Annotated in this window: 17 protein-coding genes; 5 read left to right on the top strand and 12 right to left on the bottom strand. The window is 65.2% G+C overall.

Annotated elements, in window-relative coordinates; genetic code table 11:
* The first annotated feature begins 154 nt into the window (after window positions 1-154).
* Both G4223_RS02830 and G4223_RS02825 read left to right on the top strand, forming a co-directional pair.
* Window positions 155-1,162, top strand: coding sequence for a hypothetical protein (locus tag G4223_RS02830; protein ID WP_163674720.1), 1,008 nt, complete (start codon window positions 155-157; stop codon window positions 1,160-1,162).
* 7 nt (window positions 1,163-1,169) lie between these two features.
* On the top strand, window positions 1,170-2,522 hold the full coding sequence (locus G4223_RS02825; RefSeq protein ID WP_163674716.1) for an MBOAT family O-acyltransferase: 1,353 nt from the start codon (window positions 1,170-1,172) through the stop codon (window positions 2,520-2,522).
* A 195-nt stretch (window positions 2,523-2,717) separates the two neighbouring features.
* On the opposite strand, the gene G4223_RS02820 is transcribed toward G4223_RS02825, so the two are convergent.
* From G4223_RS02820 to G4223_RS02810, 3 genes are read right to left on the bottom strand one after another with little or no spacing between them, the layout of a single operon-like run.
* The gene (locus G4223_RS02820) at window positions 2,718-3,689 is read right to left on the bottom strand and encodes a hypothetical protein (protein WP_163674713.1); all 972 of its coding nucleotides are present in this window, start codon (window positions 3,687-3,689) and stop codon (window positions 2,718-2,720) included.
* Window positions 3,686-4,276 (bottom strand): hypothetical protein, encoded by a 591-nt coding sequence (locus G4223_RS02815; RefSeq protein ID WP_163674711.1) that lies wholly within the window; start codon window positions 4,274-4,276, stop codon window positions 3,686-3,688. Before G4223_RS02815 ends, G4223_RS02820 begins: the two co-directional genes overlap by 4 nt.
* Complete coding sequence (locus tag G4223_RS02810) at window positions 4,273-5,325, bottom strand: type 2 periplasmic-binding domain-containing protein (RefSeq protein ID WP_163674709.1); 1,053 nt, start codon at window positions 5,323-5,325, stop codon at window positions 4,273-4,275. Before G4223_RS02810 ends, G4223_RS02815 begins: the two co-directional genes overlap by 4 nt.
* 135 nt (window positions 5,326-5,460) lie before the next feature.
* Between G4223_RS02810 and G4223_RS02805 the strand changes: the two genes are divergently transcribed.
* On the top strand, window positions 5,461-5,904 hold the full coding sequence (locus G4223_RS02805) for a hypothetical protein (RefSeq protein WP_163674706.1): 444 nt from the start codon (window positions 5,461-5,463) through the stop codon (window positions 5,902-5,904).
* Between the two features lie 43 nt (window positions 5,905-5,947).
* Here the strand turns inward: G4223_RS02805 and G4223_RS02800 are convergent, their stop codons facing one another.
* Both G4223_RS02800 and G4223_RS19850 read right to left on the bottom strand, forming a co-directional pair.
* A complete protein-coding gene (locus G4223_RS02800; RefSeq protein WP_163674703.1) occupies window positions 5,948-6,370 on the bottom strand; it encodes a DUF6524 family protein in 423 nt (140 codons plus the stop codon).
* A 9-nt stretch (window positions 6,371-6,379) separates the two neighbouring features.
* Window positions 6,380-7,402: an MlaA family lipoprotein gene (locus tag G4223_RS19850; RefSeq protein ID WP_163674700.1), complete on the bottom strand. Its 1,023-nt coding sequence runs from the start codon at window positions 7,400-7,402 to the stop codon at window positions 6,380-6,382.
* Between the two features lie 103 nt (window positions 7,403-7,505).
* On the opposite strand from G4223_RS19850, the gene G4223_RS02790 reads away from it, so the two are divergent.
* Window positions 7,506-8,099: a hypothetical protein gene (locus G4223_RS02790; RefSeq protein ID WP_163674698.1), complete on the top strand. Its 594-nt coding sequence runs from the start codon at window positions 7,506-7,508 to the stop codon at window positions 8,097-8,099.
* 9 nt (window positions 8,100-8,108) lie between these two features.
* Here the strand turns inward: G4223_RS02790 and G4223_RS02785 are convergent, their stop codons facing one another.
* From G4223_RS02785 to G4223_RS02755, 7 genes are all read right to left on the bottom strand, one after another.
* Window positions 8,109-8,702, bottom strand: a complete 594-nt coding sequence (locus G4223_RS02785) for a hypothetical protein (protein ID WP_163674695.1) — start codon at window positions 8,700-8,702, stop codon at window positions 8,109-8,111.
* A gap of 9 nt (window positions 8,703-8,711) precedes the next feature.
* The gene (locus G4223_RS02780; protein ID WP_163674691.1) at window positions 8,712-9,410 is read right to left on the bottom strand and encodes a class I SAM-dependent methyltransferase; all 699 of its coding nucleotides are present in this window, start codon (window positions 9,408-9,410) and stop codon (window positions 8,712-8,714) included.
* Window positions 9,411-9,501: 91 nt separating this feature from the next.
* On the bottom strand, window positions 9,502-10,368 hold the full coding sequence (locus tag G4223_RS20340; protein ID WP_163674688.1) for a mitofilin family membrane protein: 867 nt from the start codon (window positions 10,366-10,368) through the stop codon (window positions 9,502-9,504).
* Window positions 10,369-10,445: 77 nt separating this feature from the next.
* The gene (locus tag G4223_RS02770) at window positions 10,446-11,942 is read right to left on the bottom strand and encodes an ATP-binding cassette domain-containing protein (protein ID WP_163674686.1); all 1,497 of its coding nucleotides are present in this window, start codon (window positions 11,940-11,942) and stop codon (window positions 10,446-10,448) included.
* A complete protein-coding gene (locus G4223_RS02765; RefSeq protein ID WP_163674683.1) occupies window positions 11,939-13,066 on the bottom strand; it encodes a hypothetical protein in 1,128 nt (375 codons plus the stop codon). The genes G4223_RS02770 and G4223_RS02765 overlap by 4 nt, the downstream gene beginning before the upstream one ends.
* Window positions 13,066-14,352 (bottom strand): hypothetical protein, encoded by a 1,287-nt coding sequence (locus G4223_RS02760; protein ID WP_163674680.1) that lies wholly within the window; start codon window positions 14,350-14,352, stop codon window positions 13,066-13,068. The genes G4223_RS02765 and G4223_RS02760 overlap by 1 nt, the downstream gene beginning before the upstream one ends.
* Before the next feature lie 31 nt (window positions 14,353-14,383).
* Window positions 14,384-14,779, bottom strand: a complete 396-nt coding sequence (locus G4223_RS02755) for a hypothetical protein (RefSeq protein WP_163674678.1) — start codon at window positions 14,777-14,779, stop codon at window positions 14,384-14,386.
* A 229-nt stretch (window positions 14,780-15,008) separates the two neighbouring features.
* Here G4223_RS02755 and ilvA point away from each other — a divergent pair, with 229 nt between their 5' ends.
* Window positions 15,009-16,535 carry a threonine ammonia-lyase, biosynthetic gene (gene ilvA, locus G4223_RS02750; RefSeq protein ID WP_163674676.1) on the top strand — a complete coding sequence of 509 codons (1,527 nt, stop codon included), beginning with the start codon at window positions 15,009-15,011 and terminating at the stop codon, window positions 16,533-16,535.
* Window positions 16,536-16,539: the final 4 nt, after the last annotated feature.

The raw sequence follows: 16,539 nt of genomic DNA, 5'->3' as shown, positions 1-16,539 counted from the left end.
GCGTCGCCTTCATTTAATTAGCGTCTTCACGGGGTGATTTTCCCGCCAATTTCCATGATGTCTTCTGACTTCGCGGCTTGTTTCCCCTCGACCAATTTGATATTCCGGCGGCTCAAAGCCACGGTCGGGCTGAGCAATGTTTTCTGGGGGGGAGATGTTTCCTCGTATCTATGTTGCCGTGGTGATACTCGGCTTAGCCATTCTTGGCGCCGTCGCCATGTTGCCTCCGCCGCCGTTCAGTACCAATCCTGCTCACCTGTCCTGTCTCGGCCGCGACATTCTCTTCGACTCCAAGATGGCTCAAGTAAGAGCCGAGCCGAAATACGACGTCCTGACATTCGGGAACAGCCGTATCCTCGACGTTGGCGAGGCTGAGTTAAACATCCCTGGAATTCGTTATTTCAATTTTGCCAATGGCGGAACATCGTTCCGCCAAAGCGTCGTCGCCCTTGAGCAAGTGGCGCGCGTCGGCAAGGCCCCGAAAGTGGCGATCCTGTCTTTCGACCACCCCGCCCTGGTTTACGCGCAGCTCCCATATGCATGGCCGCTCCCCCCTGACCGCTGGAAGTTTCTGGCCGAGGATTTTCAAGGACTTCTCGACGGAACGCATGTGGTCGGGCCGGATTGGCGCAAATTCCGTCAGCGCATTTTTACCGAAGAGGTGGGGGCGCTGGCCCGGCTTGTTAACTTTTTCCGTCTGAAAAACACCCTTTCAGCCTACTTTCCGTCGGCAGGAGACGACGCCAGCTGCAACCTTTTCCGCCCAGACGGCAGTCGAGGCCGGACATCCTTGCCACACGCCGACCTGGATGGTGCCGCGGCTCGCCCCTGGCCGATATACGAGGATCGCTACCCGCTGCTGGAACACGATCTGGACGTCTTGGCCGGAATCCAGGCGACCGGTACCGCCGTGGTGATTTACGAAAGCCCTCTTTACCCCGCCATCACCACCGAACTGAATTCTCGCCTGCCCGAAGAGATGGCACGCCAGCGTCAACGATTGATGGACGGTTGCCGCAGCCGCGGGTTGGATTGCCGCCCGGCCCCAATGATCGAAGGCTCCGACACCGAGGGCCATTGGCCTGATGCCACACATGCCCCTCCCCGCTTGCTCGGCCGCTGGGTCGCCGAGTTGGTCCGCGCGCACCTCTCCACTCCGTGAGGGCTGAATGCTTTTCAACTCCCCCCCGTTCCTGCTGCTGTTCCTGCCGCTGTCCGCCTTGCTGTTTTTCTGGCGGCCGCTCCGGCGGTGGAGGCTGCCCATCGTCACGGTGTTGTCGCTGCTTTTTTACGACATTTCCGCCGGCGACAAGCAACTTGGCATCCTGATCGGCTGCATCGCCTGGGTTTACATAATATCCAACTCGCCCAAGGCTCAGGGAAACGGGCGCAGACTCGCCGCCGCGTTGGTGGTTCCCGCGGCGGTGCTGGTGTACTTCAAGTACGCGGCGTTCCTGCTCACCACCATCGGGTTTCCCAACGTCCTGCCGTCCGGCAAGGGTGGAATTCCGGCGGGCATCTCCTTCTACGTCTTTCACTTGGCGTCCTTCGCTATCGACCGCTATCGCGGCGACATCGTCACCCGCCCAAGCCCCGCCACCTTCGCCACGTATGTCGGCTTCTTCCCCCAGTTGATCGCCGGTCCCATCACCCGCTTTCGGCAGGTTGGGGAAAACATCGCCAAATTGCCGGCCTTCGTCAGCACAAGCGAGACTGTTTGGGGAGGAACGGCCATGTTCGCAGTTGGCATGGGCGCCAAACTGTTGCTGGCCGATCCGCTGATGTCCTTCGTTGATCCCCTGCTCCAGAAGGTTGGCGACTTGGACCGGCTGGCCGCGGCTTACGCCATGCTCGGCTACAGCTTTCATATTTATTTCGACTTCTACGGCTATTCCATGATGGCCATGGGATTGGGCATGGCGTTCGGCGTGCCGCTCCCGCGGAACTTCGACCGCCCCTATCTTTCACGTAATCCCAAGGAGTTCTGGCGTCGCTGGCACATGACCCTGTCGTTCTGGATCCGGGACTACCTGTATGTGCCGCTGGGCGGGAACGCTCATTACACCCGCAACATCATCATCGTCTTCGCCGCCTGCGGATTATGGCACGGGGCTGGCTGGAACTTCATTGTCTGGGGTGTGTACCACGGCTTTCTGGTCCTGACCTACAGCGCGACCCGCAATTTGTGGGACCGGCTGCCCGCCGTGGCGGCACAGGCGCTCACCTTCGCGCTGGTCACCTTAGGATGGCCGCTGTTTGCCCTCGACCTGACCTCTTTCGGCCATCTTGTGACGGCCGTGGTCATGGGGAGCGGCAGTGCTTCGCCGGTGGTCGCCGGAACGGGTTGGCTTTTGCTGACAATCGCCGCGCTTGTTACCTTCCTGCTGGACACCGACCGTCTGGCCCGCCCTGAAACGGCAGGACCGAGCTACATCGTCCGCCAAATGGCGTTGGCGGCGGTCACGCTGCTGGCCTTGACCCTTGTCGAGGGCAGCCGGCCGTTTATCTATTTTCAGTTTTGAGCAGTCTTGGGGGGAATCTTCCTCAGCCTGAGCCGGTTCCGTGCGAACGGAACCGGCTAGAGCGGCGAGCGTCGAACCTGACGCACGCCACGATCAGCGGCCATTGCGGCTGCGGCCAAGCGGGCGGATGCCCGCGCCCGGCGAGGGCTAAACATAAAGCTAGGCCATCGTGCGCCATATTTGACGCGCGATGGTCTAGAACGGTCCCCCACAACCCGCTCCTCCCGCCATGGCGGCCAGAAGATCGCGACGCTGTTGGATACGATGTTCGATTTCGGCGCGGCCGCTGACCAGCCAGATATCCCGCAGCCGGACACGGGCCTCGTCCAAGGCCATGCGCATTTCGGCGGCGAAGGCGTCGCGGCTGTGCCAGGCGTCAAGCCGACTGATCAGGAAGTCGATGCTCAGCATGGTCGCCACCGTCACCGGCGCGGCGGGAATAAGCGAGGTGCCGCCCACCAGTTCGGGGGCCAGCGACGCCGGAATGAAGGCCGCCGCAACACGGCCGGTGACGCGTACCAGCATGGGCCGCGCCACGCGGGTCATGGCGAAGGTCTTGGCTTCGCCGGTGGCTGATGGCGCGTGGACCGATGGCGGCAGGTTTCCCAGCGCCCGCGACTGTCCTAATACAACAGGGAAACCAAGGTAAAGCGCCACTTCCGTCTCGTGCTCGCGGTCCATTTCGTCACAGGCCGCCCGCAACCGGTCGCGCCACCGCACCGCCGCCATCGTCAGCGCCGCATCCTCGTCCTTGACGATGGTGCGGTGAAACGCCTCCTCGACAAAGCCGTCGCGTTCAGCGCGCAGCCGATCCGGTACCGATTCGCCCTGGGCCAAGGCCGACAGCACGCCCACACCGCTGCGCCGAAGCAAGGCGTAGGACGTGCGCCAGCGAAAAGCCCAATCGGCGAATTCATCCACCCGGTCTTCCATACGCAGGAAGATGGGGGTCAGTTCCTCGTCGGCCAGACGGCTGGCCTCGATCTCCAGACGGCGGCGGTCGTGGTGCAGCATCTGGCAACGCTGCGTCACGAATCCAGTCGTCGTCGACAGTTCAGGCTCCGCCGCGGAACCGGTGTCGCCTTGGGCGATGGCGGCGGCGACACCGCCAGCCACCAGCCCCGACAACCCAAGCCCGAGAAGAAGAAAGCGTCGCGCCGGCTTCACTGAAAATGCTCGCGCAACGATTCGATGGCCCGCAACAGGGCGTCGTTTTCCTCGCTCAACACCGTGCGAGCCGGCGAGATATGGAACGTCGCCTGCGGCAAGGGCAACACCCACAATTCGACCCTGTCCACCTTGTATGCGCCGCGCAAGGTCTGGGCATCGACCAGGGCCATCAGGATCATGCGCTGAAAGCGCGCGATCGGCCCGCCGCTTTCCTGCTCGAAGCGGATCATTTGCAGGTCGAATTCCTCGTAATCGGCATCCGACATCTCGCGCACCAGTTGGAAGGTGCTGCCGGCGCTGGGGATCAGGCCGATAGAGGTCTGAAACCCCTTGATGCCATACCCCACCAGCCCGATCAGGTCGTGAAACCGCCCCTCGCGCCGATCCATGGCACGCAGGTCGGGGGCGCCCGGCCAAAGCCAGCCGAACACCGTTCCGAACGCGGCGGCGGTGCCGTCCCATACCGCCGCCAGCTTGTCCGACATGGTCGCGGTCCAGGTGACGCTTTCGGCTGCCCGCGCCGGTATCGGCGACATGGCAAGCACCAGCAGGCAGCTTGCCGCGATGAAACGCCGCATGGTCATGGCCAATCCCCCGTCAAACGCTTAAGCACGGCAGCACGCTGTTCGCCGCGCGCCGCCAACGGCAACGGCACCAGCCCGGCAGCGGCGAAGGCGCCGCCGGGACCCACCGCTTCTTCATGGCTGGCGGCGTCGGCGACCATGGCCAGCCGGTGCCGGTCGGCCGCCCCCTGGTGCCGAGAATCGGGCTTGCGCAGATAAAGGTAGACGCGCCGGCTGAGTGGATAGCTTTCGTCGCTGATGCTGTCGTCGTCCGGCACCACCCCTTCGACCGGCAGGGCGGTCAGACGCGACGCCCGCGCGGCAAAGGCGGCCGACGACATGATCGTCACCAGACCCGGCGACGGTTCGGCCAAGGCTTGGTCGAGAGCGGCGGCGCCGTCGTATTCACGCACGATCCCGTCCTGGCGCAACGCCGTGCAGCGCCGCGAGCGTTCGGCCGCCGAATAGATGGCCTGCATCCCCGGCAGCTTGCGACAGGCCGATTGCATGGCGCGGTCGTCGAACAGCGCCCGTGCCGCACCGTCAGCCGGAACCATCAAGATCATCGCTTCGTCGGGATGGGTGGCGTCGGCCTCGCGCCATTTGCCGACCGTGTTGATCCGGTTGCGGCCTTCGACCGAGACCTCGCGGATCGCCACCGCGAACAATGCGTCCAACGTCATCCGCGACAGAACGCTTCCTTGCGGCACCGCCACCACCGCCGCCTCGACCCCCAGCGCCAGGGCGACGGGTTCGACGCCGACGTCGGTGCAATGTTGGCGCTCGCGCCGGTTGAGCGCCCGGTGCAGCAACAGCCCGTCCACCCCGGCGCCACGGACGCAGAACCGCTCGACCGCAACCGCGACATTGTCGGTGGCGGCGATGACCGGCGGATCGGGCATGCGCTGGCGCAACCGTTCGGCCAGAACAGCACCATAAGGCGCCATGGACGCGGTGGCGACCAAGGTCATCTCGGCGGCCCACGCCGTTGCGCCGGCCACCGGCCACCCGGCCACCGCCACAACCAGGGCGACACGGCGGAGAAACCGCAGGGTTGGTCGCTGTGCCATGGTTGTAGCTCCTTGCTTTATCAACAGAGCGCTGTATGATTCCCGCGCCTGATCCACCTAGGCGGACATGTCCGCCGACGATGCGGCCCTGGCACCTACAACGCAGGTTTAAGCTCCTGGGAGAGAGCTCACTCGATGGATGATAGCGAAAGCCGGTCCCGAGCCAAGCGTTTTGCGGATTATGTCCGTCTTCACGTCGCCAACGAAAAGGCCATCACCCTTCCGGTCGAGGCGCGGCTGCTGCGCTCCGGCATCAATGATTTCGGCCTGGACCTGGATCTGGCGCAGGGAACCCTGATGGCGGTGGCCACGCGCGAAGGTGTCGCGCTGGAAAGTCTGGCCGAACGCCCGACCCGGACCTTCATCGACTACCTGACCAACGGCAAGAAGGTCTCGAAGAAGAACTTCAGGAAGGCGGTGACGTTCTATCGCCGCCTGACCAACGACGCCGTGGACGAGGAAACCGCCCGCAAGCAGGTCAAGCGCATCGTCGATGGCGACGGGCTGAAGGTCCGGCGCAACCTGATCGGCATGCGCCGCTGGTACAACCGCATCCCCAAGCCGGACCCGGTGGCCTGAACCACCGGCACGACCGGACTTAAGGGCTACCCGGACTTAAGGACTACAGCGTCACGTCGTTGGAATCCGCCTGTCCCGACAGGCGGGCGCGGATGTGCGACCACGACACGCCGATGGCCAGGATGCTGGCCACCACCCCCAGCACGATGGTCACCCACGCCCAACCACTGAGGCCGTCAAGCAGGCCGTTGTCGACCATGGCCCAGATCACCACCCCGAAGAAGATCACCGCCGACAACACCCCCGACACGCCGATCGAGCGCAAGGTGGCATAACCGAAGGTGGCGACTGCGATCACCAGGGACACGCCGGCCAGGGCCTTCAACGACCAGCGGTCGTCCGACATGTCCACCAGCCAGTGATAATAGGAATGGCCGCTGGGGTTATAGACGGCGAACACCAGAAACGCCGCCGCCAGCCAGCGCAGGATCAGATTGGGAAAACTGAAGGAAACCGGAACCGCCATGATGCCGCGCTATTGAAAGAACAGGCCGTTATCGGCCGCGTTGCGGGCCGAGCAGGGAATTTCGGAATAAAGCTGGTAGACGCCGCGCAACCGCTCGTATCCGTCCGGCTGGTCCAGCATCAGGGCCTCCCAGGTGTCGCGGGTCACCGAATATTGCGCCAGATAATCGGCGACGCGATAGGGGATGACCCATACCCCGACCACCAGCGCCTGGGCCGTCAGGACACCGCCCCGCGCCACGGTGTCGCGCAACGTCGACGGCCCCAGAAACGGCAACATCACATAGGGGCCGCTGGGAATGCCCCACCGGCACAGCGCCTGATCCACGGTGCGTATCCGGCTGTGGAAACCCAGAACGCTGGCCTGATCGACCATGCCGGCGATGCCCAGCGTGGTGTTGACCACGAAACGCGACACCACCAGTTGGACGTCACCCCACTCCCATTGCATGATTCCGGCCGCGATGTTCACCGGTTCACGCAGGTTGCGGAACACGTTGACCACGGCACGCTGGCCCGACACCGAAACATTGCGGCGATAGAAGTTCACCAGGGGATCGAACACGTATTTCATGGCGGCGACGTTGAAAGCCATGATGCCGCGATTGATCATCTCGATGGGATCGTTCAGAACCGCTACCGGCTCGACCTCAGCCGCCTCGGGTTCGACCACCGCCGGCTGCAACAGCGGAGACGGCAGCAATTTCCCTGGCGCCGGCTCTGCTGACTTGGGCGCCACGGCCTGGGAGGACGGCACGGGTTTATGGACGATCACCGGCGCGGGCTGCGGCTGCGGCACCGCCGCCGGCCGGGTTTCCATCGGCTGAGATTGCGGCGGTTGAGATTGCGGCGGCTGAGCCTGGGACGTCGCCGATTGAGGCGCCGCCGGTTCCAGTTCGCGCTCGGCTTCCTCGACCGCGCGCCGCATTTCGTCGCGGAAACCGGAGGAATTGGCGGAAACCGGCAAGCCCATCCAGGCCACACAGGCCACGAGCCCACAGGCAATCAGTCGGCGAGGCCAGTTCGGCGACACCCCACTACCCCTTTTGTCCGGTCGCAAACACGCCATGCAAGTTGCATGAGAGACGGGTTTCTTTGTACCATACATTTCCTTTGGGGGAAGCACGCAGGTGAACATGGGGTCGCGAACCAGCGCTCTCGTCGCGGTGGCATCGGTCCTGGCGTCCAACGTCGCCATGGCCGAAATTCCGCGCTCGACCGCGACAATCCAGCCCGTCGCCTATCACGTACAAATGGCGCGCACGTCGTTGCCGACCCAGACCGCGCAACGCGCGGCCCCGGCGGTCGCCCCCTTGCCGGAACAGGTTCGGGCCAGCGTCGGTTGCCTGATCACCGGAACCGCCGGAACCATCGTCGCTGGCGCCTTCGGTGGCGACGAAATCTTGAGCGTGATCGCCGGCGGCGGCTTGCCACCCACCAACCGCGTCATCTATATGACCGGCCTGTTGACCGTGGTCTTCGTGTCGTTCTGTGCCGTCGGCCAAGCCATGGAACCGCTTTACACCCATCTCAAGGAGCGGTCCGAGGTGCCGGCACCCGACGAAACCATTCAGATCCACCGCCGCCACCCCGCCAACCTGCGGGACGTGTCCTATCGGACCGAGGCCGGAAACTGGCCGCGCCTGAGCAAGAGTTCCACCAAGGCGCAACCGCAAAACCTGTCGTTTCGCGCCAGCCTGCGGCAATCCATCGCCGAGACCGGACGCTGATCCCCATCCTCACGGATGGCGGGAACGGCGGTACTGGATGTAAAGGGCGATGATCGCCAGCGACCAGAAATTGGCGCGATGGATCAGCCATAGCGTCAAGGTCACCAGATAGACCGACTGCCAGGCGAACAACACCATCGTCATGCTACAGATCAGCAGCGCCTGGAACCGGTGGTGGGGCCGCGAGAACATGCGCAAACACAGCACAACCGCGCCAACGGCGGCAAAAACCATGACCGCCACCGAGGCCAACGCCCAGGGCTGATCGCCAGTCGTGGCCCAGGCCAGGATGTCGCCCATGGGATAGGACCACAAATTGCCCCGGCTGATCAGGAATTCGGTGACGGGAATTTCCCACATGCTTTGCGGGATGAAGATTTCCGACAGTCGGAAGGCACGTTCACCCAATCCCCCCGTCAGCGCCAAACCGGCCCACAGAATACCGGCAAGGCGCGACAGGATGGTGATGATCGGAACCTGATAGACCTCGGGCGAGGCCGCATGGTGCAACAGGTTGGTGACCGCGCGATAGACCAGGATGGGTAACGCCAACAGGCCGGCGGCACTCGCCACCTCCAGCACGGTGGAGCCGAAGGTGGTCATCCCCCCGCCTCAGGCGTGTTCCGGGTCGGCTTCCAGCCGGCCCCCCAGATAGGCGCCCCCCAGTTGCGCCTGAGGTGCTGTGCTTTGCACCGGAACATTGTGGAAATGCGCCAGGTGCCAATAGCCGAACCAGTTCACCCGCTCGGCGGAAACCAGCGTCAGGCGGGCGTCTTCCAGCATCTCATCCATGGAATAATCGGGACGGAAGCCGATCAGGTTGGAGATGGGAGCGAACGCCCGTTCGACCGCATCAAGCGCCCAATGCGACGAGGCGAAGTGGTTGACCACCACGATGTTGCCGCCCGGTTTGCAGATGCGCGCCATCTCGCGGAACATGCGGGCCGGGTTACCGACCACGGACACCACATACATGGCGACAACGGTGTCGAAACTGGCATCGGCGAAGCTGGTGGCTTCGGCGTTCATCACGCACAGGCCCTTGACGTGTTCCAGCCCCTCGCGCTCGACCCGCTCGCGGGCTTTTTGCAGCATGGGCTCGGACAGGTCGATACCGTAAACCTCGGCGCCGTTGCCGTATTCCGGCAAGGACAGGCCAGTGCCCACACCGACTTCCAGAATCCTGGCGCCCGGCTCGGCCGTTCCCAGTTCCACCGCCTTGCGGCGCCCCTCGGCGAACACGCTGCCGAACAGGCGGTCATAAACGCCCGCATAACGGCGGTATGCGTTCTTGATACTGTGATCCGACATGATGAACTGCACTTCGTCAGTGGCGGAGAAAGGGCACGCGAAGGGCTCCGGCTGGCCGGAGCCCTTCCGTCATCACGAAGACCCTAACGGATCAGCGGAACCACAGCCAAGCCGAACGCTTCGAACGGCTTTCCGCCAGGGTGCCCAGCTTGGTCACGGCTTCGTCCAGGGCGACACGGTTCTTGGCGTCGGCGACCCAGCCCTGAACCTCGTCGGCGGCGTTGCCTTCCAACTGGGACAGGTGCTCGACCGCAAGCGCCAGATTGCCTTCGTCCAGGGCGATGTTGGCGTCGTGCACGATCTGCACGTCGGCCGGCGGGGTGGCGACAGTGCTGGTCACGGTTTCGACGCGGACCAGGGCTGCCACCTTGTGCAGGCTCCAGCTCACCCAGGATTCGTCGTCCTTGCCCACCATCTGGCCAACCAGGACGCGGTCGGCGGTGCCCTTGAAGCTTTCCTGGAGCGCGGCCAGGGTCGGCACGCCGGCCTGGGCCAGCGGGGCGATGGTGGCGACGACACCCTTGGTCGCCTTGTCGGCCGGCAAAGCGCGGCTGATCAACGCGAACTGTTCGGCGAACGGCGCGTCCTGGGCAGCCAGGGTCTTCACCTGGGCAGCGGCCAAGACCACCGTCTGACGGGTCGAAAGCTCGTTGTCGACGGTCCGCGGTCCCCACCACGGCGAGGTCACGGCCAGCACCAGCGCCACGGCGGCGACGCCAAGGCCGATGCGGGCGGTCTGGACGGCCTTGGCGAGTTGGGCCTGAAGGGCCGCAGCCTCGGAAGAGACCTCGACCTCAGGCGCGGCCTCCGCCACGGGTTCCTCCACCAACGGCTGCGCCGCCTCGGTGTTCACTTCCGCACTGGCCACCTGCTCGGCGTCAACCGACGGCAGGGACTTGCTGCGGGATTTTTTTTCCGGAACTGCGGCCTCGCCGCTATTTTCAACCACGGTTTCCACGGCCTAGGCCCCCTTAGTTCAGCCAATTAAAATGGGAAACGGAGATAACTTTCGTACCGCAGGTTAAATTAGCGCCGCTAGAATTGCAACACGGCTACCAGGGCATGAATCGTTAAAGTTGCCGAAGCCCCGATCACAATGGAACGGGCGATGGCATGGTTGATGGAAATGACGGATTCTTTACGGCGCGCGCCGATCAGCAGCGCCGTCACCGTCGCAACGGTTGAGGTGGCTATGACCTTGAACAACGTCCAGCCCCCATGTATCCACAACGTATGATGGTTGCGAAGAAACTCTCGATAGAAGTTCTCCATCCACAACTCGAACGGCTGTCCGGCGAAAATCAGGCGCCACGTCTGGTACGAGGCGAAGCTGGCGACCACCTCGGACAGAACGGTCAGCAACAGCCCGGCAAGGGCCATGTTGACCGCCACCGCCACATAGATGTAACGGCGGGCGGGAATGCCCAGGTTGCTCATGGCCCGGAATTGCGACGACAGCACCCGGTTGCCCAGGTCGGCGGTGACCACCGCGTTGTTGCACGCCACCATCAACAGGCTGGCGATGAGCGGGATAACCACCGTCATCTCGATGAAGCCAATCCCCATCAAGGCGTCGTCGTGAACGATGGAACGGACGAAGTCGCCCAGCGCGTCATAGTTGAAACCGAACCACACCGACACGAAACCGACGATGCCGGCGCCCAGCATCACATAGCCCAGCAGCAGGGGCGAGGCGCACAATATCCAGAAATATTCAGCCAAATAATGCAGCATCCAGCGCCAGCGGGTGCGCGGCTTGATCCGCCATGCCTGGGACGCGGCGACCGGTTCGCCGCCGCCGTCCTCGGCCGCGGCCGAACTCTCGCCCACAAGGGCGGCGTCCAAGGCGGCGGCGTCCGGCGGCAATTCGCGCAGACGGCGACGGGTGGAATCCAGATAGAACACCCGGTCGGCCAGCGGCAACAGGTCGTCCACATGGTGGGCGACGATCAGCGCCGGCTTGCCCATCTGGTGGCACATCTGGCGAATCAACTGCACCAGCCGGCGGGCCGCCACCTTGTCCAGCCCGGAATTGGGTTCGTCGAACAACAGCACGTCGCGGTTGGCCAGCAAGGTGCGGGCGATGGCGATGCGCTGGCGCTGGCCGCCGCTGCACGACGACACCGGCAGGTTGGGATCGACGTCGTGCAGCAATTGCGCGATCAGGTCCACCAGCATCGGATCGACCTTGCCGGTGTGGTCGGCGGTGATGCGGGCGTTGGCGCCGGCCGAAAGATCGTCGAACAGGGCGTTGTTCTGGAACACCAGCCCGCCGATGTTGCACGGTTCCCGCGACAGGTCGTAGTCGCGGCCGGCAAGGTGCACCTGCCCGGCCAGGGTCCAATGGGCGTCGTCGGCCATCAACAGGCCCGACAGGGCATTGATGATCGATGACTTTCCCGACCCGCTAGGGCCGACCAGCACCACGACCTCGCCGGGAGACAGGCCGAAATTGGCGTCCCGGACCAGGACCCGGCCGGTCGGCGTGGTGATGGACAGGTTGGCGACGGTGATCATGTGGGCGGCGTTCATGGCGTGCCGATCCGGCTAAGCACGACGCCCGGACCGGCCTGGGGCGACAATCGGGCGTATTGTTCGGGACGCAACAGCAACACCACGTTGCCGGAGCGCCCATGCATGACCAAGCGCACCACATAGGCCGACAGCGGGTTGTGGTCGGCGGGGGTGCGCAGCTTGAGCAGCTTGCGCGGCAAGCCCTGGGGCATGGCGGCGCGTCCCAGCCCGCCGGCAACGGCGATCCGGCGATCGGTCATCAGCCGTTGCACCAATTGTCCGACACGCGGGTCCTCGACCAGCACGCCGACGAATTCGGAAGCCGCCAGAACGGCGGCGTCGGCCAATCCGGGACTGGCCATCAAGCGCGGCAGCGTGGCATGCAGGTGGTCACGCACCCTGGGGTCGGCGGCCACCTCGACCATCACCTGGCCCAAGGTCGAGGACCGATCGGAACCGCCGAACAACCCGCCGGCCAAAGCCTTGAGATTGCCCCACAAATTGGCCTCGATCTTTTCCATCGCCACCGGCACGATGCCGTCGATGACCGCGTCAAGTACCTGAGGATCGACCGAAGCGACGCCCTTTTGCAACGCCTCGCGCACCGCGGGACGCTGCAACGTCCGCTCCATGGCCGAACGCAGGATCTCGCTGATCAGCGGGCGATACTCGCGTTCGAAGAACGGTTCGGTCATGGACGATTGCAGGGAATGGCGCAGCCAGAACGCCGTCTCGCGGAAGGTCGCGGAAATCTCGCCCCGTTCGGCCTCGGTCAACAGCGCCCACAACAGGCGGATGTCGGCGCCATAGACCACCGCCGTCGCCTCGGCCGCCGCCGCCTGACAGGACGGTTCGGCATAGGGCGCCAGCAACAGCCGGCCATCGTCCCCGGACAGCAAGCGCCCGCATTGGTGGGAAAACAGCTGTTCGTCCAGCGTGAAGGCCGGCGACGATTGCGGAAAGCTCCAGGAACGGTCGAAGGCCGGCGCCATGGCGACGGAATCCTCGGGCGGGGACAGCTTGGGCCAGACCGACGCCCCGGCCGCGACCGCCAACCCCACCAACCCCAGGCTGGTCAGGCGGATCGCCGCCTTGGTTCTGGCCCAGGCCTTGAACGCAGCGAACGCCGGAGCGGAAGACATCAATTGCGGCTCCAGCTTCCGTCCACCCGCGCCGTCACCCCCGAGGCCATGCTGGCCAGTTCGCCGTCGACGAAGGTGACCAGGGCGGCATTGAGCGCGCCGACCACGTCCAGCAGACCGGAACGGGTGGCCTCCGTCAGGGCCGGCTCGACCTTCTCGCGCAGATCCGGCGGCAGATCGAAGCCGAGAACATGCTTGAACATGTCCGGCGACGACGCGCCATAGGTCCAGGCCGTCGCCGCGAAACGCGACAGCGCCTCGGGCATGCCGCGCCCGGCCAGGGCGGTGAAGGCGCCGTCATAGGAAGTCATCATGCGCTCGGCCACCTCGGCCGCCGGCCGCGCCATCTCGGCCAGCACCTCGTGGGCGGTCATGGATGGCTGGGACACCGTCCGCATCACCGCCTCATCGAACCACGACGCAGCCACGCCCGCCACCCGCAAGGTATGGCACAGCGACCGGAACCCCGCCTTGGCCCCGTCCCAGGACACGTCCACCCAACGGCCATCGGGCGACAACGCCTGGGCCTGCTTGACATTGGCGCGCAGGAACGAACGGAAGGCGTCGTCATAACGGTCGCACGAGCGGATCAGGTCGGTGCGCACGTCGGCGATCACCCGTCCCGACACCCCCATCAGCGCCGGCACCGTGGCGTCGGGCCGCAACACCCGTTCCCGGTACAGAACCTCCAGCTTCTCGGCCGCCAGGTCGCGGGCCTTCTGCTTCAACGCCGCCGGCTCCATGCCGCCTTGCAGCGCGCCAAAGGTTTCCGAGACGGCGGCATACTGCACCGATCCGCCCAGGGCTTCCTTCATGAAAGCGGGAACACGCCCCGCAACCTCGGCCACCAACGGCTCGGCCTCTTGGCGGAAACGCTTTTCCGCCAGCCGCGCCAGACGGTTCAGATCCTCGGACTGGCTGTGGCGCAGGGCGGCGACGAATTCCTCGTGCACTGTCCCCGACACCTCGGCGCGCAGCAATTGCCCCTCGGCGGTCGCCCACACCACATGGCGCACCACCGGAACCGGCGGCGGCACCTCGGCCTGGGCGTTCTCGGACGCCGCCGGCTCAAGTCCCACCGCCTCGCGGGCGGAGTCCAGCAAGGCCGCGCCCTTGCCGCGCACCTCGTTCAACCAGGCGCCGCCCTGTTCCTGCCAGGAGACAAGGCGTGACCGGGCCTCGGCCAGCGCCTCCTCGGTCTCGTCCGGGCGGACGGCCCACCAGCCGGCGGCCCCCAGGACGGCGGCGCCAGCGACGATGATCAATGCGCGGATGCGGGGTGTCACGAATGCGCTCCTGCGAAAAGGTTCGACCGCGTCAGTCGTCGGCGTCCATAAGGGCTTCGATGCGGGCCATGACGCGATAGAACGGCCGGTTGTCGAACAGACTCATCAAGATGGCGTTCTCGGCCATCATGTCGTGCAGGTTGTTGCCGCTCTGGTGCGGGGCGCCGGGATAGGTGATGCGCATGTAACGCAGGAACAACGCCGGCTTGTCGATCTCGATGGCCGAGATCTGGCTGATGCGCAACGCGCGTTCCATGAACGCGCCCTCGAACCCCAGCATGGTGGCCAGCACCCCGAACACTCCCCCCTTGTTCACCATCAGGCGGTTGCCGACGATGCTCAGACGCCCCCCCAGGCCGCAGGCGACCAGCCCCGCCGCCACCAGCCGGCGATGCTTTCGCCGCCGGACCAGGGCACGAAGCAGCATGCGCCGCCATGCGGGTCGCCGAATGTCCATGGCCGACCTATACCACGCTTCGAATGGGTCGAAAAGCTGTCGTCGGAATGGGTGGTTCGAACGACACCATTCGACCCCCGCGCGCAGACATATGCTCCGTGCCCGCCCCCGCAACGCGCCCGGCCGTCACGCCGCCGGTTGCTTTTCGCCGCCCAAGCGGCCATACCGTGCCGACGACCATCGAACGAAGGGGCAAACCATGGCGGCGCGGGATCTTCAGGACATGGTGCGCGCCATTCTCACCTCGGCGGTGTACGAGGTGGCGGTGGAAACGCCGCTGGACCGCATGACGCAGGTGTCGGCGCGGCTGAACCGTGACGTCCTGCTCAAGCGTGAAGACCTGCAACCGGTGTTCTCGTTCAAGATTCGCGGCGCCCACAACCGTATCAGAAGCCTGACCCCGGAAGAACGGGCTTGCGGCGTCATCTGCGCCTCGGCCGGCAACCACGCCCAAGGCGTGGCGTTGTCGGCGGCACGGCTGGGCATCCGCGCGGTGATCGTCATGCCGACCACCACACCCAGCATCAAAAGCCGCTCGGTCGCCCGCCTGGGCGGCGAGGTGGTGTTGTTCGGCGACACCTTCGACGCCGCCCGCGCCCACGCCGAGGACTTGGCCGCCCGCGACGGGCTGGTGTTCGTCCATCCCTTCGACGACGCCGCGGTGATCGCCGGCCAAGGCACCATCGGCATGGAATTGCTGCGCCAGTGCCCCGGCGACATCGGCGCCATCTACCTCCCCATCGGCGGCGGCGGGTTGGCGGCCGGCGTGGCGGCCTACGTCAAGTTCCTGCGCCCCGACATCAAGGTCTACGGCGTCGAGCCCGAAGATGCCGCCAGCATGCAGGCCGCCATCGCCGCCGGACGGCCGGTGGAACTGGAGCGCGTCGGCATCTTCGCCGACGGTGTCGCCGTGCGCCGGGTGGGCGAGCTGACCTTCGCGTTGTGCCGCGACCACCTGGACGGCATCGTCACCGTCACCACCGACGAAATCTGCGCCGCCATCAAGGACATCTTCGACGACACCCGCGCCATCGCCGAACCGGCCGGCGCGCTGTCGCTGGCCGGGTTACGCCGTCATGTGGAGGATGGACAAGCCCCCAGCGGTCCCCTGGTCGCGGTGGCGTCGGGGGCCAACGTCAACTTCGACCGGCTGCGCCACGTCGCCGAACGGGCCGAGATCGGCGAACGGGCCGAGGCGCTGTTGGGTGTCACCATCCCGGAAGTGCCGGGCAGCTATCGCACCTTCATCCGGCTGTTGGGCGGGCGGGCCATCACCGAGTTCAACTACCGCTACGCCGCCGGCCATCCGGCCCAGATCTTCGTCGGCGTCAAGCTGGCGGGCGGCGACCGCGAGAAACAGCAGATCATCGCCCTGCTGCGCGATGCCGGCCACAATGTCATCGACATGACCGACAACGAGGTGGCCAAACTGCATGTCCGCTACATGGTGGGCGGCCGCGCCGCCCATCTGGCCGACGAGTTGGTCTATCGCTTCCAGTTCCCGGAACGGCCCGGCGCGTTGCTGGCCTTTCTTGACGGATTGCGGCCCGACTGGAACATTTCGCTGTTCCACTACCGCAACCATGGCGCCGATTACGGCCGCGTCCTGGTCGGCATCCAGGTGCCCGAGGCCGAGCGCGACCAGTTCCACGCCTGTATCGACGCCCTTGGTTACGCCTATTGGGATGAAGGCGCCAACCCGGCCTATGGCCTGTTCCTGGCCTGAAGGA

Source organism: Magnetospirillum aberrantis SpK (assembly GCF_011022235.1).
In the GTDB taxonomy this organism is placed as follows: Bacteria; Pseudomonadota; Alphaproteobacteria; order Rhodospirillales; family Magnetospirillaceae; genus Magnetospirillum; species Magnetospirillum aberrantis.
This window is presented reverse-complemented; position numbering and strand designations above follow the sequence as displayed.

What these genes read in the sequence shown, in the direction of transcription:
- G4223_RS02770 (WP_163674686.1), bottom strand. Translation starts at nt 11,942, where the DNA reads ATGAACGCCGCCCACATGATCACCGTCGCCAACCTGTCCATCACCACG.
- G4223_RS02815 (WP_163674711.1), bottom strand. Translation starts at nt 4,276, where the DNA reads ATGACCATGCGGCGTTTCATCGCGGCAAGCTGCCTGCTGGTGCTTGCC.
- G4223_RS02830 (WP_163674720.1), top strand. Translation starts at nt 155, where the DNA reads ATGTTTCCTCGTATCTATGTTGCCGTGGTGATACTCGGCTTAGCCATT.
- G4223_RS02805 (WP_163674706.1), top strand. Translation starts at nt 5,461, where the DNA reads ATGGATGATAGCGAAAGCCGGTCCCGAGCCAAGCGTTTTGCGGATTAT.
- G4223_RS02780 (WP_163674691.1), bottom strand. Translation starts at nt 9,410, where the DNA reads ATGTCGGATCACAGTATCAAGAACGCATACCGCCGTTATGCGGGCGTT.
- G4223_RS02755 (WP_163674678.1), bottom strand. Translation starts at nt 14,779, where the DNA reads ATGCTGCTTCGTGCCCTGGTCCGGCGGCGAAAGCATCGCCGGCTGGTG.
- ilvA (WP_163674676.1), top strand. Translation starts at nt 15,009, where the DNA reads ATGGCGGCGCGGGATCTTCAGGACATGGTGCGCGCCATTCTCACCTCG.
- G4223_RS02785 (WP_163674695.1), bottom strand. Translation starts at nt 8,702, where the DNA reads ATGACCACCTTCGGCTCCACCGTGCTGGAGGTGGCGAGTGCCGCCGGC.
- G4223_RS02765 (WP_163674683.1), bottom strand. Translation starts at nt 13,066, where the DNA reads ATGTCTTCCGCTCCGGCGTTCGCTGCGTTCAAGGCCTGGGCCAGAACC.
- G4223_RS02790 (WP_163674698.1), top strand. Translation starts at nt 7,506, where the DNA reads ATGGGGTCGCGAACCAGCGCTCTCGTCGCGGTGGCATCGGTCCTGGCG.
- G4223_RS02825 (WP_163674716.1), top strand. Translation starts at nt 1,170, where the DNA reads ATGCTTTTCAACTCCCCCCCGTTCCTGCTGCTGTTCCTGCCGCTGTCC.
- G4223_RS02810 (WP_163674709.1), bottom strand. Translation starts at nt 5,325, where the DNA reads ATGGCACAGCGACCAACCCTGCGGTTTCTCCGCCGTGTCGCCCTGGTT.
- G4223_RS02800 (WP_163674703.1), bottom strand. Translation starts at nt 6,370, where the DNA reads ATGGCGGTTCCGGTTTCCTTCAGTTTTCCCAATCTGATCCTGCGCTGG.